Raw genomic sequence first — 22,419 nt, forward strand, 5'->3', positions numbered from 1 at the left:
GCGGGGGCGGGCTCTCCGGTCCGGGCGTCGATGATGCGCAGCACGGGGTGAGCGTAGGCGGGTGACGCGGTGACGCACAGGGGGCGCGCGCACCGCTCCCGCGCCGAGCTGGGAATCTCGGCTCCCCGCGCTCCGTTGACCTGACCGGGAGACGCGAACACGCGGGTCACCCGGGAACCGAAGGAGGCCGCTGGTGTACGGCGACGAGGCAGCAGTCCGCAAGATCCTCACCGAGCTGGGAGACACCTGGGCCGTGGTGGGCCTCTCGTCCAACCGGCAGCGCGCGGCGTACGGCGTCGCCGAGGTGCTCCAGCGCTTCGGCAAGCGCGTCGTGCCCGTGCACCCCAAGGCGGAGACGGTCCACGGCGAGCAGGGGTACGCCTCCCTCGCCGACATCCCCTTCGACGTGGACGTCGTCGACGTCTTCGTCAACGGCGACCTGGCCGGCGCGGTCGCCGACGAGGCGGTCGCGAAGGGCGCCGGGGCGGTCTGGTTCCAGCTCGGCGTGATCGACGAGGCGGCGTACGAAAGGACCCACTCCGCGGGTCTGGAGATGGTCATGGACCGGTGCCCGGCCATCGAGATCCCCCGACTGGGCTGACGCCGGGATCACCCGGACGGCTAACGTGCTCTGCGGCAACGGTGAACTGCGCTGCATCGGAGATCGAGTTGACTGAACGGCTGATCGGGCAACGCCCCACACTCGAGGACGTGGCGCTGAGGGCGGGAGTGTCGAAGTCCACCGTGTCGCGGGTGATCAACGGCGAGCCGAAGGTGCGGGCCGCGGTCGCCGAACGCATTCGGGAAGCGGTGGCGGAACTCGGCTACGTACCGAACCAGGCGGCCAGAAGGCTCGTCACCCGCCGGAACAACGCCGTCGCCGTGGTGGTCACCGAACCGCAGAACCGCCTCTTCGTTGACCCCTACTTCGACCGCCAGATCCGCGGCATCCGACAGGAACTCGTTCAGCACGGAGCCCAGCCGGTCCTCCTCTTCATCGAGGAGCATGACGACTACGCGCGCGTCTGCAACTTCCTGGGCGGCGGCCATGTCGACGGCGCCCTGCTGTTCTCCTTGCGTGCCGACGACCCGTTGCCGGACATGGTCGAGCAGATGGAGCTGCCCGCCGTCTTCGGCGGACGTCCCCTCCCCGGCTCCGGACATCGCAGTGATGTCTACACCTACGTCGACGCCGACAACCGCGGTGGTGCCCGGGAAGCCGTTCGGCACCTCGTGTCTCTGGGACGCCGGCGCATCGCGACGATCACCGGGCCGCTCAACCAGGCGGCCGCGATCGACCGCCTCGACGGCTACCGCGACGTCCTCCTGGACACCCCGCCCCACCTGCTCGCCGAGGGTGACTTCACTCTGCAGGGCGGCGCCGATGCGATGGCCCTGCTCCTCGATCAGGCACCGGATCTGGACGCGGTGTTCGTCGCCTCGGACCTGATGGCCTCCGGCGCGTTGCGGATCCTGCGGGAACGGGGACGCAGCGTGCCCGGGGACGTGGCCGTCGTCGGCTTCGACAACCTCGAGTCCATAGCCGAGGCCACGGATCCACCGCTCACGACGGTGCACCAGGACATCGAGGAGATGGGACGGCTGATGGCGCGGCTTCTCTGCGACCGGACGTCGCAACAGCCTCCCCAGGGAGGCGGCCCCCGGCCCCTGCCGTCCGTGGTCACACCCACGCGTCTGGTTCTACGGAAGTCCACCTGAGTTCCCGATCCGCCCGCCGGGGAATTTCCGGCACCCCGGGACGAAGGCCCCGCGGGCGTTCCCGAGGGCGTCCGGGCGCCCACATAATGTGCGCGTGACCGCACCTTCCCCCCACTCCGACTCAGCTCCCGCACAGCGTTTTCCGGTCGTCGTCGTGGGCGCCGGACCGGCCGGGCTCACCATCGGTGCCATCCTGCGCGCCGCCGGCGTCGACTGCCTGGTCCTGGAGACCGAGACCCGGGAGTTCGTCGAACGGCGGCCGCGCGCGGGGGTCATCGAGGAATGGGCCGTACGCGGGCTGGAACGGCGGGGGCTGGCACGGACCCTGCTGGAACGGGCACAGACACACACCGAGTGCGAGTTCCGGTTCGCCGGGGAGCGGTACCGGTTCGAGTACACCGGGCTGACGGGGCAGCACCACTTCGTCTATCCGCAGCAGTTCCTGGTGACGGACCTGGTGCGCGAGTACGCGGACGTGCGCGGCGGGGAGATCCGGTTCGGTGTCCGGGACGTACGTCTGCACGAGCCGGAGTCCGACCGCCCGTCGGTGTCCTACGTGTGCCCCGACTCCGGTGAACGCCTCCACGTGCGGGCGGACTTCGTCGCGGGCTGCGACGGGGCGCGCGGGGTGACGCGGGCGTCGCTGCCGCCGGAGCGGGCCCACCTGGCCCGGCACGACTACGGCGTCGGCTGGCTGGCGCTCCTCGCCGAGGCGCCGCCGTCCGCGGACTGCGTCGTGTTCGGCATGCACCCGCGCGGTTTCGCCGGCCACATGCCCCGCAACGCCGAGGTGACCCGCTACTACCTCCAGTGCCCGCCGGGGGACGACCCGGAGAGCTGGTCGCACGACCGGGTCTGGACCGAGCTGCGGGAGCGCCTGGGCGCGGCCGGCGCGCCGCCGCCCCGCGAAGGGCGGCTGATCGAGCGGCGCGTCCTGGACATGCACAACTACGTCGTCGAACCCGTGGTCTTCGGCCGGCTCTTCCTGGCCGGGGACGCGGCGCACCTGACGGCGCCCATCGCCGCCAAGGGACTGAACCTCGCCCTGCACGACGCGTTCCTGCTCGGCGACGGGCTGGCGGCGCACTTCACGAAGGGCGACGACACCGGGCTGTCCGGGTACGCGGCGGCGTGCCTCGCCCGGGCCTGGGACTACCAGGAGTTCTCCCAGTGGCTGTCGGAGGTGTTCCACGGCACGGCGTCGGGCGACCCGTACCGCGCGGGTGCGGCGCTGGCGAGGCTGCGCCGCCTGTTCGACTCGCCGGTCGCGGCGGCGGAGTTCGCCGAGCGCTACCTGGGCGTGCGGACCGGCGGCTGAGGCCGCCGGTCAGTCGTGCAGCGGACGGTCGCCGAGCCGGTGGTCGGCGACGTTCAGCGCCTCGTCCACCAGGCGGCGCAGATGCCCGTCCCGCAGCGTGTACACGACCCGGCGCCCTTCCTTGCGGGTGCTCACCAGCCCCGCGAGCCGCAGCCGTGCCAGATGCTGGCTGACCGCGGGCCGGGCCGCGTCGCACGCCTCGGTGAGGGTGGTGACGTCGGCCTCGCCGCCGGTCAGGGCGTGCAGCAGGGTCAGGCGGGTGCGGTCGCCGAGCAGGGCGAGGAGTTCGGCGGCGAGCGCGAACTGCTCCTCGCCCGGTGTGCGCGGGTGCGCATCGTCCGCAGCTGACAGGTGCATGCGTGCGCTCATACGCACATAATGGCGCCGTGGGCGTCACGCGTCCACCCACCGCACCGGACCACCGGAAGGGGCATCCCGTGAGCGACCCGCACCGGCATCACCCCCACGACGGCCACCGTCCCCACGGGGGCCGATGGCACCGTCTCACCCACCGGCTGACCCCGCACTCCCACGAAAGCGCCGCCAAGGTGGACTCGGCCCTGGAGTCCTCCGCCCGCGGACTGCGCGCGCTGTGGGTGTCGCTGGCGGTCCTGGGCGCCACGGCGCTCGTCCAGGCGGCCGTGGTGGCGGTCTCCGGGTCGGTGGCCCTGCTCGGCGACACGGTGCACAACACCGCCGACGCGCTGACCGCCGTCCCGCTCGGCATCGCCTTCGTCCTGGGCCGCCGCGCGGCGAACCGGCGTTTCACCTACGGCTACGGGCGGGCGGAGGACCTGGCCGGCGTCGCGATCGTCCTGACGATCGCCGCGTCCGCGGTCCTCGCGGGGTGGACGGCAGTGGACCGGCTCCTCGACCCCCGCCCGGTCGCGCACGTCCCGGCGGTCGCGTTGGCCGCGCTGGCCGGTTTCGCGGGCAACGAGTGGGTGGCCCGGTACCGGATCCGGGTGGGCCGGGAGATCGGCTCGGCGGCGCTGGTCGCCGACGGGCTGCACGCGCGGACGGACGGCTACACGTCCCTGGCCGTGCTGCTGGGCGCCGGCGGCGCCGCGCTGGGGTGGCGGCTCGCCGACCCGCTGGTGGGGCTGGCGATCACGGCCGCGATCGCGCTGGTCCTGCGGGACGCGGCGCGCGAGGTGTTCCGGCGGCTGATGGACGCCGTCGATCCGGCGCTGGTGGACCGGGCGGAACAGGTGCTGCGCGAGGTGCCCGGCGTGCGCGGGGTGAGTGAGCTGCGGCTGCGCTGGGTCGGGCACCGGCTGCGCGCCGAGGTCGCCCTGGTCGTCGACGGCGAGGCGACCGTCCGCCGGGCCCACGGCGTCGCCGTCGAGGCCGAGCACGCCCTGTTGCACGCCGTGCCGCGGCTCACCGCCGCGCTGGTCCACGCCGACCCGGCACCGGTGCCGGGCGAGGCGGACCCGCATCTGGCGCTGGCCCACCACGCACCGGGGTGACGGTCAGGCGACGCCCAGCCCCTCCAGGACGACGGCGCCCGGCAGTTCGGCGAAGGCCTTGCCGGGCACCAGCAGCTTGCCGCGCCGGCGTCCGCTGCCGACGAGGACGTAGGGCAGGTCGACGACGGCCGAGTCCACCAGCAGGGGCCAGTCGCCGGGCAGGCCGACCGGGGTGATGCCGCCGTACTCCATGCCGGTCTCGCCGGTCGCGGTGTCCATCGGGGCGAAGGACGCCTTGCGCGCGCCGAGGTGACGTCGGACGACGCCGTTGACGTCGACGCGGGTGGTGGAGAGGACCAGGCAGGCGGCGAGCGTGGTGCCGCCTGCCCGCTTGCCGGTGACCACCACGCAGTTCGCGGAGCGTTCGAGCAGGTCATGGCCGTAGTGCTCGACGAAGGTGGCGGTGTCGGCCCATTCCGGGTCGGTGTCGACGTAGACGATCTGCTCGGCGGGGACGCCGCCGCGCCAGTGGCGTACGGCGTCGGCGACCGGGCGGGTCAGCTCGTCGAGGCAGTCCGGTGCGGGCGTGGCGCTGTCGAAGTTCCCGATGGGTGCGTGCATGGCCGCACGCTAACAACAGCGACCGGTGCGCGGGGCGGCCGTCTCAGCGGACGGGCGGCACCGACACCGCCATGATCATCTCCATCGGCTCCGCGCCCTCGTTGCCGTACGTGTGCGGGGTGTCGGACTCGAAGGAGGCGCTGGCGCCGGCCGGGACGCTGTGCGCCGCCCCGTCGACGGTGAGCGTCAGCTCCCCGGCCGTGACGTGCACCATCTCGACCGTGCCGGTGGGGTGCGGGTCGGAGGGGCTGCTCTCCCCCGGCATCAGCCGCCACTCCCACATCTCGAGCGGTCCGGGCGCCTCCACCCCGGCGAGCAGCCTGCTGAAGCTGCCGGCGTCGGTGTGCCAGAGGCGTACCGCCTGTTCGGCGGGGACCACGCGGACCTTGGGGCCCTGCTCCCAGTCCAGCAGGGTGGTGATGCTGATGCCGAGCGCGTCGCCGATCTTGACGACGGTGCCGAGGCTGGGGTTGGTACGGGCCTGCTCGATCTGGATGAGCATGCCGCGGCTGACGCCCGCGCGGGCGGCCAGCGCCTCCAGGGTGAAGCCGCGCTCGGTGCGCCAGCGCTTGACGTTGCGCGCCAGGGACTGGGTCAGCAGGTCGAGGTCCGCCACGTTCCGTCCCTTGCCTTCATGAGTTCGTGCACCGTATCGCGCACCGTTTCGTGCATTATTTTGGATGACGCAGTGCAGTCCAGTGAACTATGGTCTGCTGCACCCGAAGGTTCACCGAACTGTACTGCGAGGCGACCGGATCATGACAGCGCTGTTCGCCCTGGCCACCAGCCTTCTGTGGGGCATGGCCGACTTCGGCGGCGGGGTACTGACCCGGCGCACGCCCGCGCTCACCGTGGTCGTCGTCTCCCAGTCGGTCGCCGTCGTCGTCCTCGGCGCGATCGTGGCCGCGACCGGCGCCTGGAGCGAGGCGTCCGCGCACCTCTGGTTCGCGGTCGCCGCCGGTCTGGTCGGTCCGGTGGCGATGCTCGCCTTCTACAAGGCGCTCGCCCTGGGCCCGATGGGCGTCGTCTCGCCCCTGGGCTCGCTCGGTGTGGCCGTCCCGGTGGGCGTGGGTCTCGCCCTCGGCGAGCGCCCCGGGCTGCCCCAGTTCGCCGGCATCCTGGTCGCCGTCGCGGGCGTGGTGCTCGCCGGCGGTCCGCAGCTGCGCGGTGCGCCGGTCCAGCGGCGGACGGTCGCCCTCACCCTCGTCGCGGCGTTCGGGTTCGGTGCCGTGATGGCCCTGATCGCGGAGGCGTCGACCACGCTCACCGGCCTCTTCCTCGCCCTGTTCGTCCAGCGCGTCACCAATGTCGCCGCCGGCGGACTGGCCCTGTGGGTGTCCGTCCGGCGCGGCGCCCCCGCGCTGCCGCCGGAGGGCTTCCCGTGGGGCTCGCTGCCCGCGCTGGGCTTCGTGGGGCTCGCCGACGTCGCGGCCAACGGCACGTACTCGATCGCCGCCCAGCACGGCCCGGTGACGGTGGCGGCGGTGCTGGCCTCCCTGTACCCGGTGGTGACCGCGCTGGCCGCACGCGGGTTCCTCAGCGAACGGCTGCGCGCCGTGCAGGCGGCGGGCGCGGGCCTCGCCCTGGTGGGCACCCTGCTGCCGGCCACGGGCTGACCAGGCGCCGCACGGCCGCGGCCGACGCTCAGCTCTCGGCGGCCGGTTCCGCGAGCCTGCCCGTCGCCTCCGGCCGGTCGTCGTCCAACTCCGCCAGCCTGGCCAGCGCCTCGCCCTCCAGCCCCGACAACTCCCGCAGCTGTCCCGGCGTGACCCCGTCGGGAATCGGCACCGGGGCCGGGGTCCGCAGCGGCGGCTGCCAGCCGTCGGCTGGGGTCCAGCGCCGTACGACCTTGGCGGGCGCGCCCGCCACCACGGCGTGGTCGGGGACGGTGCCCCGCACCACGGCGCCGGCGGCCACGACCACGTTCCGCCCGATCCGCGCGCCGGGCAGGATCACCGCGCCGGTGCCGATCCAGCAGCCGGGGCCGATCTCGACCGGGTCCATCCGGGGCCACTGCTTGCCGATGGGCTGGTGCGGGTCGTCGTAGGAGTGGTTGGTGGAGGTGACGTAGACGTACGGGCCGAAGTAGCAGTCGCTGCCGATGGTGACGGTGGTGTCGGCGATGACGTGGCTGCCGCGGCCGAGGACGACGCCGTCGCCTATGCGCAGGATCGGCTCGGGACCGAGGTCGAGGTCGGGCATGAGCCCGGCGGTCAGCGTGACCTGCTCGCCGATGATGCAGTGGGCGCCGACGTGGATCCAGGGCTCGCCGAAGACCGTGCCGAGCGGGAAGGCGAGCCGGGTGCCCGTGCCCAGCGCGCCGAAGCGGAAGCGTCCGGGGTGTGCGGCGGTGACGGAGCCGGTTCGCTGCACCCAGGCCCAGCCCGCGTGGACGGCCCGCTGCGCCAGGCGGCTCCGCCAGGACGAGAACGTGTTCTTGCGCTTGGGCACCCGCTCACGGTAGTCGGCGGGCGGTGCGGCCATGACCGCGGAGTGCTGTGATCTTCACCCCACCGGGTGGCGTACGGTGCCGTACATCACCCGAACAGGAGGCGGAGATGACGCAGAAGGCGCTGATCACGGGCATCGCCGGCAAGGAGCCCAAGGTGGACGCGGGGGCCTTCGTGGCACCGACGTCCTCGGTCATCGGGGACGTGACGCTGCACGCCGGGGCGAGCGTCTGGTACGGCGCGGTGCTGCGCGGCGACGTCGAGCGGATCTCGGTCGGCGCGGACAGCAACGTCCAGGACAACTGCACGCTGCACGCCGACCCCGGTTTCCCCGTCACGGTCGGCGAGCGGGTCTCCATCGGGCACAACGCCGTGGTGCACGGCGCGACCGTCGAGGACGACTGCCTGATCGGCATGGGTGCCACGGTCCTCAACGGCGCGGTGATCGGCGCGGGTTCGCTGGTCGCGGCCCAGGCGCTGGTGCCGCAGGGGATGCGGGTGCCGCCGGGCTCATTGGTCGCGGGGGTCCCGGCGAAGGTCAGGCGGGATTTGACGGAGGAGGAGCGGGCCGGGGTGACGCTGAACGGCACGATGTACGCGGCGCTGGCCGGGGAGCACCGGGGCGCGCTGGGGGAGGTTCTCTAGGAGGCCGGGCGGCCGGGCGCGGGTGGTTCGTGGCTGGTCGCGCCCCTGCGGCGGAGCCGCGGAACGTCACCCACGGCGCCCCTCGACGGGGCGCTTCACTCCCCGGCGGGGAGCGGCTGGGCCTTGGCCGCCTTGCGCTTGACGATCAGCATCGAGGCGACGCCGATGACGACCGCCAGCACCAGGCCCAGCCACGAGAAGCGCTTGAGCCAGGACTCCGCGACGATCCCGACGTAGTAGATGACGGCGGTGGTACCGCCCGCCCAGACGATGCCGCCGAGGACGTTGGCGATCAGGAACTTCCAGTACGGCATCCGCAGCACACCGGCCAGCGGGCCCGCGAAGATCCGCAGCAGGGCGACGAAGCGGCCGAAGAACACGGCCCACATGCCCCACTTCTGGAAGGACCGCTCGGCGGTGGCGATGTGGCCCTCGCTGAAGTGCCTGGGGAACTTGCGACCCAGCCAGGCCAGCAGGGGCCGGCCGCCCTTGCGGCCGATGGCGTACCCGATGGAGTCGCCGATCACCGCGCCCGCGCTGGCACAGGCGCCGAGGACCAGCGGGTCGATGCCGCCGTGCTGCGACGACAGCAGGGCCGCGGACACCAGGATGATCTCACCGGGCAACGGGATGCCCAGGCTCTCCAGACCGATGACCAGTCCGACGACGGCGTACACGGCCACCGCGGGCACCGTGTCGAGCCACTCCTGGACGTGCAACGCGCATCCTCCGCTTCGCGTACCTGTTCCCGGGCGCGCCTCGGCGAAGGCGCACCCGGGAAGCCTACCGGTTCGCGGGAGGTCAGCTGTTGGGACGCAGGGTCCATATGACGGTCATCTCACCGGTCACCGCGCCGTCCTCGCGCCGGATGGCGACGCTGACCGGGAACTCGGGGCGGTTCCCGGCGTCCAGCTCGGCGACGACGTCGGCGGCCGGGCGACCGAGCGTCGCGGTGGCGGTGACCGGGCCGAGCGCGATCTTCTTGAAGGCGATCTCGGCGGTGACCGGCAGCGGCACGGCCCGGGAGAGCTGGTCGCCGAAGGCGGCCAGCACGATCGCGCCGCTGGCCGACTCGCCCAGGGTGAACATGGCCCCGGCGTGCGGTCCGCCCACGTGATTGCGGTACTCGCTCTGGTCCGGGAGGGCCAGGACGGCCTTCTCCGGAGTGGTCTCCAGGTACTCGAGGTTCAGGGTCCTGACCATCGGCACCGTGGCGGCGAGCAACTCGCCGATCGACATCTGATCTGCGCTCATGGAGGTAGGTTACCCATGAGTAGCATCCAGGGCCAGGCTGCTTGGAAGATCGTCGTAAGCTGTCCATCCATGTGGCCAGGAGAGCAGTCACCCACCGGCGGACCGGACCCGCGGCAGCCCAACCCGTACCAGCAGCCCAACCCGTACCAGCAGCCCGCGCCCTGGAACGCCCCCACGGTCACGTCCGGTGGACCGCCCGGCCGGGGGCCCGGCAACGGCCGTACGAAGGTGGTGGCGATCGTCGCCGCCGCGACCGTCGTGGTCGCCGCCGCCGTGACCGGGGCCGTCCTCCTGGGCGGCGGCGAGGACGACGGGGCCCGGCCCGACCCCACCGCCTCCGCACCGGCCTCGTCCCCCGCCGGCGACGACCCGCGCGGTGGTGACGACGAGCTGAAGCCGACCCTCGCCGGGTGGAACGTCGTCGCCAATCCCGGCCAGGGCATCGCCTTCGACGTACCGGCCTCCTGGGTGCGGCAGTCGCCCACTTGGGTCACCTACGTCACGGAGGACGACGATCCCGACGAGAAGCCCCTCGTCGCCATGAAGGCCCCCGCCGTCCTCCAGGAGAAGTGGTGCGGGTCGGACGGCGACCGGGACGGCTCGGTCGACTACATGCCCCTGGCCAGCGCAGGCACCCGGGGCAACAACGGCGCGCGGAGCACCGAGGAGATCGCCCGGAACGACTCGGCGGACTGGGTCTACGGTTCCTTCACCCAGCCGGACCGGGACAAGGTCTCGACGGGACCGGTGACGTCCTTCACCACCTCCTCCGGCATCAGGGGCAGCGTCGCCACCTCCCGGTCGTCCGGGGTGGAGAAGAAGGGCAAGTGCGACGTGAACGGCAAGGCGACCACCTTCGCCTTCGAGTCCGCGGACGGCGACTTCGTCTCCTGGTCGTTCGTCGGCCCCGCGGACGTCGCCGACGAGGTGCCCGACGCCACCGTCCGCGGGATCCTCGCCACCGTCAGGGAGTACGACCCGGCGGACTCCTGAGGAGGCGGTGTGTGCAAGCGGGGACGAACCTTCCGCACTTCGGTACGTCCCTGACAAGGCCCGGTGACCGAATCGTGTCCTGGGCGGCATTAGGGTGACTGCTCATGTGGCCAGGACAGCAGCCGCCCGGGGGCGAGCAGAACCCGCAGAACAATCCGTACCAGCAGCCGGGGTACCAACAGCCGAATCCCTACCAGCAGCCGGGATACCAACAGCAGCCCGGCCAGTACGGGCAACAGCAGTGGGGGGCGCCGCAGCCCGCAGGGGCGCCGCAGCCCGCTCCGGGCGGTGGCGGCGGCGGGAACCGGACGAAGCTGGTCGCGATCGTCGCGGCCCTCGCCGTGGTGGTGGCCGCCGGTGTCACCGGGTTCCTGGTGCTCGGCGGCGACAAGGAGGACCAGGCGGACGACGGCAAGGACAAGAAGCCGTCCGCGAGCGCGTCCGCGGACAAGTCCGAGACCCCGTCCACGGATCCGAGCGCGTCCGGCTCCGACGACAACCCGCGCGGCGGCGAGGAGGCGCAGGCCACCGTCGACGGCTGGAAGGTCGTCGCCAACCCGCGCTTCGGCACCATGTTCGACGTGCCCGCGGACTGGGAGATCGACAGCAAGGACACCAGCGTCGGCTTCGAGTGGGAGGAGAAGGGCAAGACCGACCGCACGACGGTCACCGCCCCCGCCTATCTGAAGTCCGAGTGGTGCACCACGGACGAGAACAAGGACGGCCGCAAGGAGAGCACCGCCCTCGCCACCACCGGTACCCGAGGTGAGAGCGGCGCCAAGGACACCGACATGGCTGCCGAGACGCGGGTGCCGTGGTGGATCTACGGCGGTTACACCCAGCCGGACAAGAAGAGCGTGAAGTACGGCAAGCCGAAGGCGTACACCACAGCCTCCGGCATCAAGGGCAGCGTCATCACCGCGTACTCGCAGGGCACGCCCCAGAAGGGCAAGTGCGACACCGAGGGCAAGGCGATCACCTTCGCGTTCCAGAACAGCGCGGGCGATTTCGTCACCTGGAACCTGTACGGCGCCAAGGGCGTCGACGAGGAGGTCCCGGAGGCGACGATCCAGAAGATCCTCAGCACCGTGCGGCTCACCGAGGAACCGCCGACCGAGTCGTAGGCGCCGCTCAGCCGATGCCGAACGCCCCGGCGGGAGGCTCGGGCGACGGTACGGCGTCCGCGTCCCGCACCGGCCGCGCGCCGCCGATGAAGTCCCGCAGGGCCGCCCCGTGTTCGACCCTGGCCGGGAAGGCGTCGGCGGCGGTGCGCCGGGCCAGCGCCGGGACGTCCAGGGGCCGGCCCGCGGCGACGAGGACCGCGTTGCCGAACCGGCGCCCGCGCAGCACCCCCGGTTCGGCGATCAGCGCCAGTTCCCCGAAGAGCGTGGCGAAGCCGGCCAACTGGCCGCGCAGGAAGCCGAACGGCGCCCCGTCGGCGAGGTTGGCCACGTACACGCCGTCGGCGCGCAGGACCCGTGCCGCCTCGCGGGCGTACTCGACGGAGGTCAGCCGCGCCGGCACGCGTGAGCCCCCGAAGACGTCGGCGACCAGCACGTCGGCCGAGTCCGCGGGGGCGGCGGCCAGCCAGGCGCGGGCGTCTGCGCCGTGCGCGGTGATGTCCGCACCGTCCGGCAGCGGCAGGTGCTCGGCGACCAGGTCCAGCAGCCCCCGGTCCACCTCCACGACGTCCTGCCGCGACCCGGGCCGGGTCGTGGCCAGGTACCGCGGCAGGGTGAACGCGCCGCCGCCGAGGTGCAGCACGTCCAGCGCGCGGCCCGGCTCGGCGACGGTGTCCAGGACATGGCCGAGCCGGCGCGTGTACTCGAACTCCAGGTGCGCCGGCTCGTCCAGGTCGACGTAGGACTGCGGTGCCCCGTCCACGGTGAGCAGCCAGGCCCGCCGCCGGTCGACGTCGGGCATGAGCTTGGCGGTGCCGTGGTCGGTGACGCGGCTGACGGGTACGGCTTCGTTCACTCCCCCATTGTGCGGGAGTTCACTCCACCGCCGTCACCGTCCCCGCCCCGACGGTCCGCCCGCCCTCGCGGATGGCGAAGCCCAGCCCCGTCTCCAGCGGCACGTCCCGCCCCAGCTCCACCGTCATCGTGACGGTGTCACCGGGCCGGGCGACGGCCACCTCGCCGAGGTCCACGTCGCCGACCACGTCCGCGGTCCGGATGTAGAACTGCGGCCGGTATCCCGTGGCGACCGGCGTGGAACGCCCGCCCTCCCGCGCCGACAGCACGTACACCCGCGCCGAGAAGCGCCGCGCGGGCACGACGCTGCCGGGCGCGGCGACCACGTGCCCCCGGCGCACGGCGTCGCGGCCGACACCCCGCAGCAGCAGCGCGACGTTGTCCCCGGCCTGGGCCTCCTCCATCGGCTTGCCGAAGGTCTCCAGACCGGTGACCACCGTCTCGACCGACGCCCCGAGCACCTCGACCCGGTCGCCGACGCGGATCGTGCCGCGCTCGACCGCGCCGGTGACGACCGTGCCGCGGCCGGTGATGGTGAGCACGTTCTCCACCGACAGCAGGAACGGCGCGTCCAAGTACCGCTCCGGCATGGGCACGTAGGTGTCCACGGCGTCGAGCAGCGCCTCGACGGACGCCGTCCACCGGGGGTCGCCCTCCAGGGCCTTCAGTCCCGAGACCCGCACGACGGGCACGGAGTCGCCGCCGTAGCCGTGCGCGGTGAGCAGCTCGCGGACCTCCAGTTCGACGAGGTCGGTCAGCTCCTCGTCCCCGGCGTCGGCCTTGTTGAGCGCGACCACGATGTGGTCGACGCCCACCTGCCGGGCGAGCAGGACGTGTTCGGCGGTCTGCGGCATGATCCCGTCCAGCGCGGACACGACGAGGATCGCCCCGTCGAGCTGGGCGGCGCCGGTGACCATGTTCTTGACGTAGTCGGCGTGGCCGGGCATGTCGACGTGCGCGTAGTGGCGGGTGTCGGTCTCATACTCGACGTGCGCGATGTTGATGGTGATGCCGCGCGCCGCCTCCTCCGGAGCGCGGTCGATGCGGTCGAACGGCACGAACGTGCCGGCGCCGCGCTCGGCGAGGACCTTGGTGATGGCGGCGGTCAGGGTGGTCTTGCCGTGGTCGACATGGCCCATCGTGCCGATGTTCAGATGCGGTTTGGTGCGGACGTACGCCGTCTTGGACATGGCGGTACCTCGAAGCCTCGTGGCGGTGGTGGGGACCCCGGTGTCCGGCCGACCCTCCCCCTGGGGGGTCCGCCGGAGTGTCCGGGGAGGGTCAGCTTCGGGCGCCGTCGGCGGCGGCGGGGAAGAAGAAGAGGACGGCAGCCTTCGGCGCATCCGCGACGGCGGATGCTGCGAGGTGGAAGGCGTACCGGAACATGAGGCAGATCTTCGCCGACGCCCTGTTCCACGTCGAATGGTTTTTGCGAGCGGTCCGAGAGAGCGACGGTGCGTCCGGTGGCCTGGTGAGCAGGGCGGAACCGGCAGGGTGCGGGGCGGGGATTCACTCGGCTGTGACGCTGGTGAGACGCTCCATACGGCGATCACACACATTTGTCGGTTAGTGTCACCGGATGCTCGATGCCACCACCCGCTCTGGGGGCACCGCCACGGTCACTCCCCGGACCGCCGCAACGGAGCTCGCCGTCGCCACCGCCGGCGGGCCGGTCCCACCGGCCGCACCGACCGGGTTCGCCGCCCGCGTCAGCAGAGTCCTGCTCTCCCCGTGGTCCCGGCTCTCCCTGCTCGTCGCCCTGCTGGCCTCGGCCGCGACCACGGTCCTGCTCTTCCAGCCGCAGCGGTTGCTCACCGACGGCTGGCCGCCGCAGCTCGGCGGAGCCGCGGCGGCCGTCGCCTACGCGGTGGCCTACGGGCTGTGCACCGTCGCCTTCGTGCCGCGTCCGCTGCTGAACCTGGCCGCGGGTGCGCTGTTCGGCTCGCAGCTCGGCCTCGCCTCCGCGCTGGCGGGGACGGTGCTCGGCGCCGGGATCGCCTTCTGCCTGGGCCGGGTACTGGGCCAGGAGGCGCTGCGTCCGTTGCTGCGGGGCAAGTGGCTGAAGGCCGCCGACGGGCAGCTCAGCCGGCACGGCTTCCGCTCGATGCTGGCGGCCCGGCTGTTCCCCGGGGTGCCGTTCGCCGCCGCCAACTACTGCGCGGCGGTGTCCCGCATGGGCCTGCTCCCCTTCCTCCTGGCGACGGGGCTCGGCTCCATCCCCAACACCGCCGCCTACGTGGTCGCCGGGGCCCGCGCCTCGACGCCGACGTCTCCGGCCTTCCTGATCGCGCTGGCCTGCATCGCCCTGCCGGGGCTCGCGGGCGCGGCGGTGGCCTGGCGCAAGCGGCACCGGCTGCGCGGGCGCTGACGGCGCGTTACACGGCTTCCAGGATCATGGCGTTGGCGAGGCCGCCGGCCTCGCACATGGTCTGGAGTCCGTAGCGCGCTCCGCGCTCCCTGAGGGCGTGGACGAGGGTGGTGGTCAGCCGGGTGCCGCTGGCGCCGAGGGGGTGGCCCAGCGCGATGGCCCCGCCGTGCACGTTGACCTTGTCGAGGTCGGCTCCGGTCTCCTGCTGCCAGGCCAGCACCACGCTCGCGAACGCCTCGTTGACCTCGAACAGGTCGATGTCCCCCAGCGAGAGCGACGCCCGGCGCAGCACCTTCTCGGTGGCGGGGACCACGCCCGTCAGCATCAGCAGCGGGTCGGAGCCGGTGACGGCGAAGCTGTGCAGGCGGGCGAGCGGGCGCAGGCCGAGGCGGGCGGCGGTCTCGGCCGAGGTGATCAGCACGGCCGAGGCGCCGTCGTTGACCGGGCTGGCGTTGCCCGCGGTGACGTTCCACTCGATCTGCGGGAAGCGCTCGGCGAAGGCATGGTCGTGGTAGGCGGGCCGGAGACCGGCGAGGACCTCCACGCTGCTGGCGGGGCGTACGCACTCGTCGCGCGAGACACCGTCCAGGGGCGCGATCTCGGCGTCGAAGCGCCCGGACTCCCAGGCCGCGGCGGCCTTCCGGTGCGAGGAGACGGCGAAGGCGTCCATCCGCTCCCTGGAGAGCGACCACTTGGCGGCGATCAGTTCGGCGCTGATGCCCTGCGGGACGAGTCCGTCCGGGTAGCGGGCCGCGACGCCGGGGCCGAAGGGGTCGGCGCCGGCCGGCACGTTCGACCACATCGGGACGCGGCTCATCGACTCGACCCCGCAGGCGACGACCAGGTCGTACGCCCCGGCCATGACGCCCTGCGCGGCGAAGTGGACGGCCTGCTGGGAGGAGCCGCACTGGCGGTCCACGGTGGTCGCGGGCACGGACTCGGGGAAGCCGGCGGACAGCAGGGCGTAGCGGGTGGTGTTCATGGCCTGCTCGCCGACCTGGTCGACGGTGCCGCCGATGACGTCGTCGATCAGCGCCGGGTCGACGCCGGACCGCTCGACGAGGGTGCGCAGCGTGTGCGCGAGGAGTTCCACGGGGTGGACGTGGGCGAGGGCGCCGTTCGGCCTGCCCTTGCCCATCGGGGTGCGTACGGCTTCGACGACGACTGCTTCACGCATGCTGCGGGCCTCCGGCTGCCGGCGACTACCAGTGAGTAGGAATTCTGGACTCACCATAGTCCAGGGAGTTGGAAAAACAAACCCTCCCCTATGCTGGGCATCATGGCCGCCCCCAAGAACCCGCGCCCCTGCTCGATCGCCGACACCCTGGCGCTCGTCGGGGAGAAGTACTCCCTGCTCGTCCTGCGCGAGGTCTGCCTCGGCAACGGCCGCTTCGACCAGTTGGTCCGCAACACCGGCGCCCCGCGCGACATCCTCGCCACCCGGCTGCGGCGGCTCCTGGACGCCGGCGTCCTGACCAAGCAGCCGTACAGCGAGCGCCCGCAGCGCTTCGAGTACCGGCCGACCCGGGCGGGACTGGAGCTGGAACCGGTGCTGATGACCCTGATGGCCTGGGGCGACCGGCACCTGCGCGCGGACGACGACCGCCCCATGGTGATCGAGCACGTCTGCGGCAGCGAGCTGGTCCCGCGGATCACGTGCAGCGCCTGCGGCGACACCGTCCGGCACGAGGACCTGACCGCCCATCCGCAGGCCGACGGCTGGACCGTGACGGGCCCGACGGCCGCCTAGGAGACCTTTGACCCCTGTGGGCCGGACTTCACTTTGGAACGCTACGCTGCCCCTCGGCACAGCCGGTCCCGATCATCCGACTTCGGGGGCCGGCGCGCCCATCGCCCTTTTCTCGCTCGGCACTTGGACTCCGTAACTTCATGTCTTGGTTCGAATCACTCATCCTCGGACTCGTCCAGGGGCTGACCGAGTTCCTCCCCGTGTCCTCCAGCGCGCACCTGCGCCTGACGGCGGCGTTCTCCGGCTGGCACGACCCGGGCGCCGCCTTCACGGCGATCACGCAGATCGGCACCGAGGCCGCGGTCCTCATCTACTTCCGCAAGGACATCGGGCGCATCATCTCGGCGTGGACACGGTCGCTGACCGACAAGTCGATGCGCCGCGACCCCGACGCGCGCATGGGCTGGCTGGTGATCGTCGGCTCGATCCCGATCGGCGTGCTCGGCCTGACCCTGAAGGACCAGATCGAGGGACCCTTCCGCGACCTGCGGATCACTGCGACGATGCTGATCGTCGTCGGTGTGATCATCGGCATCGCGGACCGGATGGCCGCGCGGGACGAGAAGGGCGGCCGGCACCGCGCCCCCCGCGCGCGCAAGGAGCTGGAGAACCTGACCGTCCGGGACGGCCTGATCTACGGCGTCTGCCAGGCGGCCGCCCTCATCCCGGGCGTCTCCCGGTCCGGGGCCACGATCAGCGGCGGGCTCTTCATGGGCTACCGGCGCGAGGCGGCGGCCCGGTACTCGTTCCTGCTCGCGATCCCGGCGGTGCTCGCCTCCGGGCTGTTCGAGCTGACGGACGCGATGGAGAGCGACCACGTCTCCTGGGGGCCGACGCTCTTCGCGACGGTCATCGCCTTCGGCACCGGATACGCGGTGATCGCCTGGTTCATGAAGTTCATCTCCACCAAGAGCTTCATGCCGTTCGTCTGGTACCGCATCGCGCTCGGCATCGTCATCATCGCCCTGGTCAGCACCGGCGCCCTCAGCCCGCACGCCGCGGAGTCGGCCGGCTGACCGCCACCGTTTCCGTAGCCGTCCGGTAGCGCACTGTCAGTGCTTGCCCCTAGGCTTGTCCGCATGTCCCCCGATTACGCGACTCCTGGTTCCGTGCGCTCCGCCGCGGAACTGAACGAGACGATCCGTGCGCTCTGGCGCCGCGCGGGCGGGACCCTGTCGGCGCAGGAGCGAGTGGAGTACGAGTTGCTGGTGGTCGAGTGGGCGACCGCGATCCGCAGCGAGGTCATCGAGGCCGCCTGACCCGGAGCCGCCCGCCCCGGCACCCGCCCGCCGTCAGCGCCCGCCGGCCACCCTGAGCACCGTCCCCGTCGTGTACGAGGCGTCGGGCGACATCAGCCAGGAGATCGCCGCCGCGATCTCCTCCGCCCGTCCGGCACGGCCCATCGGCACCGCCGCGCCCATCCGCCGCGCCCGGTCCGGCGCGCCCGCCGCCGCGTGCATCTCGGTGTCGATGACGCCGGGCGCGACCGCGTTCACCCGGACACCGTCCGGCCCCAGCTCCTTGGCCAGCCCCAGCGTCAGCGTGTCGACGCCCGCCTTGGCCGCCGCGTAGTGGACGTACTCCCCCGGGCTGCCGAGCGTCGCGGCGCCCGACGAAACGTTCACGATCACACCGCTCCCCCGCGCCGTCATGAGCCGCGCGGCGCGCCGGGCGCACAGCAGCACGCCGAACAGGTTGACGTCCAGGACCCGGCGCAGGTCGGCGGTGTCGCTGTCGGCGAGGCGTCCCAGCGGCCCGGTCACGGCCGCGTTGTTCACCAGGCCGGTCACCGGCCCGAGCCGTTCCTCCGCCACGTCGAAGAGGCGCTCGACGTCGGCCTCGACCGAGGTGTCCGCGCGCACCGCAACCGCGCGTCCGCCCGCCTCGCGCACGCCCGCGACCACGGCTTCGGCGGCCACCGAGTCCCGCGCGTAGCCGACGGCCAGGTCGTGTCCGTCCGCCGCGAGGCGCAGACAGGTCGCCGCGCCGATGCCGCGGCTGCCGCCGGTGACCACGGTGATGGGTCGGTTCATGAGCACCTCCGTTTTGATCGATCATCGATCACTCTAGGCCGTGGAGAACGCCTTGCACACGCCTTGCGCACCATCGGCACCCGGTGTGATCAACTGAAATTCGCCCTCGTCGCGGGCGCACACTGTAGGCATCGGGGGGTAGGGAGCCGCCCATGAAGACGCTCGACCGCCGGCTCGCCTCCCCGTGGTGGCGCTCGGCCGCCGCCGTGCTCGCCGGAGCGCTGCCCGTGCTCGCCTTCCCGGGCCCCGCCCTGTGGTGGTGGGCCTGGTTCGCGCTGGTCCCCTGGATCCTGCTGGCCCGCACCGCGCCGACCGGGAGGCGGGCCGCGTACGACGCGTGGTGCGCCGGCTTCGGCTTCATGCTCGCCATGCACCACTGGCTGCTGCCGAACCTGCACGTGTTCACCTTCGTGATCGCGGCGCTGCTCGGCGCGCTGTGGGCGCCGTGGGGCCTGCTGGTGCGGCGGCTGCTGGGCGGCGCGCCCTCGGCCGGCCGGGTCGCGGCGGCGCTCCTGGTGCTGCCGTCGGGCTGGCTGGCCGCGGAACTGGTCCGCTCCTGGCAGGGGCTCGGCGGCCCCTGGGGGATGCTCGGCTCCAGCCAGTGGGAGGTGGCCCCGGCGCTGCGGCTGGCCTCGGTCGGCGGGGTCTGGCTGCTGAGCTTCCTGGTGGTGGCGGTGAACGTCGCCGTCGCCGTGCTCGTCGCCGTCCGCCGGGCGCGGGTGCCCGCGCTGGCCGGGCTCGTCGCCACCGCGGCCGCCACCTCCGCGGCCTGGGTCTGGTCGCCGCGGCCCGACACCGACGAGCGGGCCGCGATCGCCGTGGTGCAGCCCGGCGTCGTGGACGGCGCGGACAGCGCCGACCGGCGCTTCGACCGCGAGGAACAGCTCACCCGCGGGCTCGCCGGCCGGGACCTCGACCTGATCGTCTGGGGCGAGAGCAGCGTCGGCTTCGACCTGGACGACCGGCCCGACCTGGCCCGCCGGCTGGCGGCGCTGTCCCGGGAGACGGGCGCGGAGATCCTGGTCAACGTGGATGCCCGGCGCTCGGACAAGCCGGGCATCTACAAGAGTTCGGTGCTGGTCGGCCCCGACGGCCCGACCGGCGACCGGTACGACAAGATGCGGCTGGTGCCCTTCGGGGAGTACGTGCCGGCCCGCTCCCTGCTCGGCTGGGCCACCTCCGTCGGCGAGGCGGCGGGCGAGGACCGCAGGCGGGGCACCGAGCAGGTGGTGATGAACGTCGGGGACGGGCTGCGGATCGGCCCGATGGTGTGCTTCGAGAGCGCGTTTCCCGACATGAGCCGCCAGTTGGCCGCCGACGGCGCGGAGGTGCTGGTCGCCCAGTCGTCGACGTCGACGTTCCAGCACACCTGGGCTCCCGCGCAGCACGCCTCGCTCGCCGCGCTGCGCGCCGCGGAGACCGGCCGGCCGATGGTGCACTCGACGCTGACCGGTGTCTCCGCCGTGTACGACGCGAACGGGAAGCGGATCGGCTCCCGGCTCGGCACCGACGCGAGCACCGCGCGGGTGTACGAGATCCCCCTCACGCACGGCACCACGCCGTACGTGCGTCTCGGCGACTGGACCGTGCACGCCGCGCTGGTGATCCTCGCGGCCTGGGGCGCCGGCGAGGGCGTACGGGCGGTGCGGATCAGGCGGAACGCTCGTGGACCGCGCGTACCACCCGCTCACACAGATCGTGGGTCTCCAGCGCGTCCCGGGCACTGAGCAGCCGCCCCGCGCGCACCGCGTCGAGGAAGGCGAGAACCGCCTGCTCGATACCGCGCTGCCGGGCGACCGGCACCCAGTCGCCGCGCCGCCGCACGGTCGGCTGGCCCTTGTGGTCGATCACCTCGGCGAGGTTGACCACCTGCCGCTTGGTGTCCTGGCCGGAGACCTCCAGGATCTCCTCCGCCGAACCGCTGAGCCGGTTCATGACGCCGAGCGCGGTGAAGCCCTCCCCGGCGAGCTGGAGCACGACGTGGTGCAGGAGCCCGTCCTGGACGCGGGCGCGCACGGTGACGTCGTCGACCGGTCCCGGTACCAGGAAGCGGAGCGTGTCCACGACGTGGATGAAGTCGTCGAGGATCATCGTGCGCGGTTCCTCGGGCAGCCCGGTGCGGTTCTTCTGCATGAGGATCAGCTCGCGCGGGTGCTCGGCGCACTGCGCGTACCCGGGCGCGTAACGGCGGTTGAAGCCGACGGCGAGGCTGGTCCGCCGCTCCTCGGCGAGGGCCACCAGCCGTTCGGACTCGGCGAGTTCGTAGGCAAGCGGCTTGTCGACGTAGGTCGGGACGCCGGCTTCCAGGAGCCCGGTCACGATCTCGGGGTGGACCGCGGTCGGCGCGTGCACGAAGGCGGCGTCGAGGCCCTGGGCGAGCAGTGAGTCGAGGTCGGCGTGGCGCTGGGTCTCCGGCAGGCGCAGTCCGTCGGCGACCCGGGTGAGGGTGGCGGGGGTGCGGGTCTGCAGGTGCAGTTCGGCCCCCGGCAGGGCGGAGAGCACCGGCAGGTAGGCCTTTCGCGCGATGTCGCCGAGTCCGATGCAGCCGACCTTCACGGGGTGTGCTCCTCTATCGTTCGCCGGTCCGGGTCCGCGCTGAAGCATACGGGGGCTGCGGTGGCCGCCAGTCGGCGATGCCGTCGAAGCCCCGCAGGAACAGGCCGGGTGCCGCCCTGGACAGCGCGAGCAGCGCGGCGTCACGGGCCGCGGTCCCGGCGCGGCTGGTCATCAGGTTGAGACGGGCGACCCGGACGGCCTGGCGGGCGACGGCACTGGCACGGGGCTGCCGGGCGGCCGTGTAGGCGGCGAGGTCCCGGCTGTGGTGGGCGAGGACGACCGCGTCCTCGATGGCCTGATTGCCGCCCTGCCCGAGGTTGGGGGGCATGGCGTGCGCGGCGTCGCCGAGCAGGGCGACCCGGCCGCGGTGGTAGGCGGGCAGCGGTGCGGCGATGTGGTGCACGTCGTGCCGCAGGACGTCCTCGGGGCGGGCCGCGGCGAGCACCGCGGGGATCGGGTCGTGCCAGTCGCCGTAGCGGTGCAGCAGCTCCGCCCGCTCGTCCGCCGCGTGCCCGCCGGCCGGGGCGACGGCAGCGGCGTAGGCGTAGGCCCGGCCGCCCTTGAGCGGGTGCGTGCCCCAGATGCGGCCCCGCCCCCAGGTCTCGTGGGAGGCGAACTCGACGCCGGGCAGCGGGATCACGACCCGCCAGGTGGTGAACCCGGAGTAGACGGTGCCGGGGTGGTCCGGGAACAGCGTGCGGCGTACGGCGGAGTGGATGCCGTCGGCGGCGACGACCAGGTCGGCCTCCCACTCTCCATCCGTGGTGCGCACCCTGGCCGGGCGGTCGTGGTCACCGGGGTCGGCGAGCATCGCGTCGGCGGCCGTGCGGACGGCGTCCGGGGGCAGCCGCTCGGACAGGCGGTCGATGAGGGTGGCCCGGTGCAGCAGCACCAGCGGGCCGCCGAACCGTGCCGCGGCGGCCTCCGCGCTGGACCGGGAGAGCCAGCGTCCGCCCGGGGTGCGGAGCCCCCCGTCGCCCTGCCAGGCGGCGAGGCCGCGGATCTCGTCGCCGAGGCCGATGACGTCCAGCGCGCGCAGGGCGTTGGGCGACAGGGAGATGGCCGCGCCGATCGGCCGCAGGGAGGCGGCCCGCTCCAGCACGGTGACCCGCAGTCCGTCCTGGTGCAGGGCCACCGCCGCGGTGAGGCCACCGATGCCGCCGCCGATCACGACGGCCCGTCTTGTCCGTGCCATGACTCTCCCCACCGTTCTCTTCACTACAGGTGTAGTAGCTCTGCCGCCGACTTTACTACAGCCGTAGTGCGGTCGGGTAGGTTGGCCTCCATGCGTCCCTCCACCCCGGCCTCCGTGCCCTCCGCGGCC

25 protein-coding genes are annotated in these 22,419 nt (G+C 73.0%); 13 read left to right on the forward strand and 12 right to left on the reverse strand.

The genetic code is table 11. The annotated features are described in order from the left end of the window. The first annotated feature begins 193 nt into the window (after nucleotides 1-193). From DMH12_RS24990 to DMH12_RS25000, 3 genes are all read left to right on the forward strand, one after another. On the forward strand, nucleotides 194-601 hold the full coding sequence (locus DMH12_RS24990) for a CoA-binding protein (protein WP_125493711.1): 408 nt from the start codon (nucleotides 194-196) through the stop codon (nucleotides 599-601). A gap of 68 nt (nucleotides 602-669) precedes the next feature. Beyond that, nucleotides 670-1,719 (forward strand): LacI family DNA-binding transcriptional regulator, encoded by a 1,050-nt coding sequence (locus DMH12_RS24995; RefSeq protein ID WP_125493712.1) that lies wholly within the window; start codon nucleotides 670-672, stop codon nucleotides 1,717-1,719. A 94-nt stretch (nucleotides 1,720-1,813) separates the two neighbouring features. Beyond that, nucleotides 1,814-3,037: a 4-hydroxybenzoate 3-monooxygenase gene (locus DMH12_RS25000; protein ID WP_125493713.1), complete on the forward strand. Its 1,224-nt coding sequence runs from the start codon at nucleotides 1,814-1,816 to the stop codon at nucleotides 3,035-3,037. A gap of 9 nt (nucleotides 3,038-3,046) precedes the next feature. Here the strand turns inward: DMH12_RS25000 and DMH12_RS25005 are convergent, their stop codons facing one another. Beyond that, nucleotides 3,047-3,406: a metalloregulator ArsR/SmtB family transcription factor gene (locus DMH12_RS25005; RefSeq protein WP_185832516.1), complete on the reverse strand. Its 360-nt coding sequence runs from the start codon at nucleotides 3,404-3,406 to the stop codon at nucleotides 3,047-3,049. 68 nt (nucleotides 3,407-3,474) lie between these two features. On the opposite strand from DMH12_RS25005, the gene DMH12_RS25010 reads away from it, so the two are divergent. Further along, nucleotides 3,475-4,509 carry a cation diffusion facilitator family transporter gene (locus DMH12_RS25010; RefSeq protein WP_125493714.1) on the forward strand — a complete coding sequence of 345 codons (1,035 nt, stop codon included), beginning with the start codon at nucleotides 3,475-3,477 and terminating at the stop codon, nucleotides 4,507-4,509. A 3-nt stretch (nucleotides 4,510-4,512) separates the two neighbouring features. On the opposite strand, the gene DMH12_RS25015 is transcribed toward DMH12_RS25010, so the two are convergent. Further along, complete coding sequence (locus tag DMH12_RS25015) at nucleotides 4,513-5,070, reverse strand: YbaK/EbsC family protein (protein ID WP_125493715.1); 558 nt, start codon at nucleotides 5,068-5,070, stop codon at nucleotides 4,513-4,515. Between the two features lie 43 nt (nucleotides 5,071-5,113). After that, nucleotides 5,114-5,686 (reverse strand): helix-turn-helix domain-containing protein, encoded by a 573-nt coding sequence (locus DMH12_RS25020; RefSeq protein WP_125493716.1) that lies wholly within the window; start codon nucleotides 5,684-5,686, stop codon nucleotides 5,114-5,116. Between the two features lie 142 nt (nucleotides 5,687-5,828). Here DMH12_RS25020 and DMH12_RS25025 point away from each other — a divergent pair, with 142 nt between their 5' ends. Next, a complete protein-coding gene (locus tag DMH12_RS25025; RefSeq protein WP_125493717.1) occupies nucleotides 5,829-6,686 on the forward strand; it encodes a DMT family transporter in 858 nt (285 codons plus the stop codon). A 28-nt stretch (nucleotides 6,687-6,714) separates the two neighbouring features. Here DMH12_RS25025 and DMH12_RS25030 read toward each other — a convergent pair whose 3' ends face one another. Then, nucleotides 6,715-7,521, reverse strand: a complete 807-nt coding sequence (locus DMH12_RS25030) for an acyltransferase (RefSeq protein ID WP_125493733.1) — start codon at nucleotides 7,519-7,521, stop codon at nucleotides 6,715-6,717. A gap of 107 nt (nucleotides 7,522-7,628) precedes the next feature. Here DMH12_RS25030 and DMH12_RS25035 point away from each other — a divergent pair, with 107 nt between their 5' ends. Then, nucleotides 7,629-8,165: a gamma carbonic anhydrase family protein gene (locus DMH12_RS25035; RefSeq protein ID WP_125493718.1), complete on the forward strand. Its 537-nt coding sequence runs from the start codon at nucleotides 7,629-7,631 to the stop codon at nucleotides 8,163-8,165. Between the two features lie 95 nt (nucleotides 8,166-8,260). Here the strand turns inward: DMH12_RS25035 and DMH12_RS25040 are convergent, their stop codons facing one another. Further along, nucleotides 8,261-8,884 (reverse strand): DedA family protein, encoded by a 624-nt coding sequence (locus DMH12_RS25040; protein WP_125493719.1) that lies wholly within the window; start codon nucleotides 8,882-8,884, stop codon nucleotides 8,261-8,263. Between the two features lie 82 nt (nucleotides 8,885-8,966). Next, nucleotides 8,967-9,404 (reverse strand): DUF4442 domain-containing protein, encoded by a 438-nt coding sequence (locus DMH12_RS25045; RefSeq protein ID WP_125493734.1) that lies wholly within the window; start codon nucleotides 9,402-9,404, stop codon nucleotides 8,967-8,969. 84 nt (nucleotides 9,405-9,488) lie between these two features. Between DMH12_RS25045 and DMH12_RS25050 the strand changes: the two genes are divergently transcribed. Further along, the gene (locus DMH12_RS25050) at nucleotides 9,489-10,412 is read left to right on the forward strand and encodes a hypothetical protein (RefSeq protein ID WP_125493735.1); all 924 of its coding nucleotides are present in this window, start codon (nucleotides 9,489-9,491) and stop codon (nucleotides 10,410-10,412) included. A 104-nt stretch (nucleotides 10,413-10,516) separates the two neighbouring features. Next, a complete protein-coding gene (locus tag DMH12_RS25055) occupies nucleotides 10,517-11,536 on the forward strand; it encodes a hypothetical protein (protein WP_125493720.1) in 1,020 nt (339 codons plus the stop codon). A gap of 7 nt (nucleotides 11,537-11,543) precedes the next feature. Here the strand turns inward: DMH12_RS25055 and DMH12_RS25060 are convergent, their stop codons facing one another. Together DMH12_RS25060 and tuf are read right to left on the reverse strand one after the other, a co-directional pair. Next, the gene (locus DMH12_RS25060; RefSeq protein WP_125493721.1) at nucleotides 11,544-12,389 is read right to left on the reverse strand and encodes a spermidine synthase; all 846 of its coding nucleotides are present in this window, start codon (nucleotides 12,387-12,389) and stop codon (nucleotides 11,544-11,546) included. A gap of 19 nt (nucleotides 12,390-12,408) precedes the next feature. Continuing rightward, nucleotides 12,409-13,578, reverse strand: coding sequence for an elongation factor Tu (gene tuf / locus DMH12_RS25065; RefSeq protein ID WP_125493722.1), 1,170 nt, complete (start codon nucleotides 13,576-13,578; stop codon nucleotides 12,409-12,411). A gap of 389 nt (nucleotides 13,579-13,967) precedes the next feature. Here tuf and DMH12_RS25070 point away from each other — a divergent pair, with 389 nt between their 5' ends. After that, the gene (locus tag DMH12_RS25070) at nucleotides 13,968-14,756 is read left to right on the forward strand and encodes a TVP38/TMEM64 family protein (protein WP_125493723.1); all 789 of its coding nucleotides are present in this window, start codon (nucleotides 13,968-13,970) and stop codon (nucleotides 14,754-14,756) included. A gap of 7 nt (nucleotides 14,757-14,763) precedes the next feature. On the opposite strand, the gene DMH12_RS25075 is transcribed toward DMH12_RS25070, so the two are convergent. After that, the gene (locus DMH12_RS25075; protein ID WP_125493724.1) at nucleotides 14,764-15,933 is read right to left on the reverse strand and encodes a thiolase family protein; all 1,170 of its coding nucleotides are present in this window, start codon (nucleotides 15,931-15,933) and stop codon (nucleotides 14,764-14,766) included. 102 nt (nucleotides 15,934-16,035) lie between these two features. Here DMH12_RS25075 and DMH12_RS25080 point away from each other — a divergent pair, with 102 nt between their 5' ends. From DMH12_RS25080 to DMH12_RS25090, 3 genes are all read left to right on the forward strand, one after another. Continuing rightward, nucleotides 16,036-16,506 (forward strand): helix-turn-helix domain-containing protein, encoded by a 471-nt coding sequence (locus DMH12_RS25080; RefSeq protein ID WP_125493725.1) that lies wholly within the window; start codon nucleotides 16,036-16,038, stop codon nucleotides 16,504-16,506. A gap of 140 nt (nucleotides 16,507-16,646) precedes the next feature. Beyond that, nucleotides 16,647-17,522: an undecaprenyl-diphosphate phosphatase gene (locus DMH12_RS25085; RefSeq protein WP_125493726.1), complete on the forward strand. Its 876-nt coding sequence runs from the start codon at nucleotides 16,647-16,649 to the stop codon at nucleotides 17,520-17,522. Between the two features lie 63 nt (nucleotides 17,523-17,585). After that, nucleotides 17,586-17,765, forward strand: coding sequence for a hypothetical protein (locus tag DMH12_RS25090; protein ID WP_125493727.1), 180 nt, complete (start codon nucleotides 17,586-17,588; stop codon nucleotides 17,763-17,765). Between the two features lie 33 nt (nucleotides 17,766-17,798). On the opposite strand, the gene DMH12_RS25095 is transcribed toward DMH12_RS25090, so the two are convergent. Next, complete coding sequence (locus DMH12_RS25095; RefSeq protein ID WP_125493728.1) at nucleotides 17,799-18,539, reverse strand: SDR family oxidoreductase; 741 nt, start codon at nucleotides 18,537-18,539, stop codon at nucleotides 17,799-17,801. Between the two features lie 152 nt (nucleotides 18,540-18,691). Here DMH12_RS25095 and lnt point away from each other — a divergent pair, with 152 nt between their 5' ends. Beyond that, nucleotides 18,692-20,266, forward strand: a complete 1,575-nt coding sequence (lnt, locus tag DMH12_RS25100) for an apolipoprotein N-acyltransferase (RefSeq protein ID WP_125493729.1) — start codon at nucleotides 18,692-18,694, stop codon at nucleotides 20,264-20,266. On the opposite strand, the gene DMH12_RS25105 is transcribed toward lnt, so the two are convergent. Then, nucleotides 20,190-21,095 (reverse strand): Gfo/Idh/MocA family protein, encoded by a 906-nt coding sequence (locus DMH12_RS25105; protein WP_125493730.1) that lies wholly within the window; start codon nucleotides 21,093-21,095, stop codon nucleotides 20,190-20,192. The genes lnt and DMH12_RS25105 overlap by 77 nt on opposite strands. Before the next feature lie 13 nt (nucleotides 21,096-21,108). Next, nucleotides 21,109-22,290 carry an FAD-dependent monooxygenase gene (locus DMH12_RS25110; protein ID WP_125493731.1) on the reverse strand — a complete coding sequence of 394 codons (1,182 nt, stop codon included), beginning with the start codon at nucleotides 22,288-22,290 and terminating at the stop codon, nucleotides 21,109-21,111. Nucleotides 22,291-22,419 lie beyond the last annotated feature (129 nt).

This window comes from Streptomyces sp. WAC 04229, from assembly GCF_003947455.1.
GTDB lineage: Bacteria > Actinomycetota > Actinomycetes > Streptomycetales > Streptomycetaceae > Streptomyces.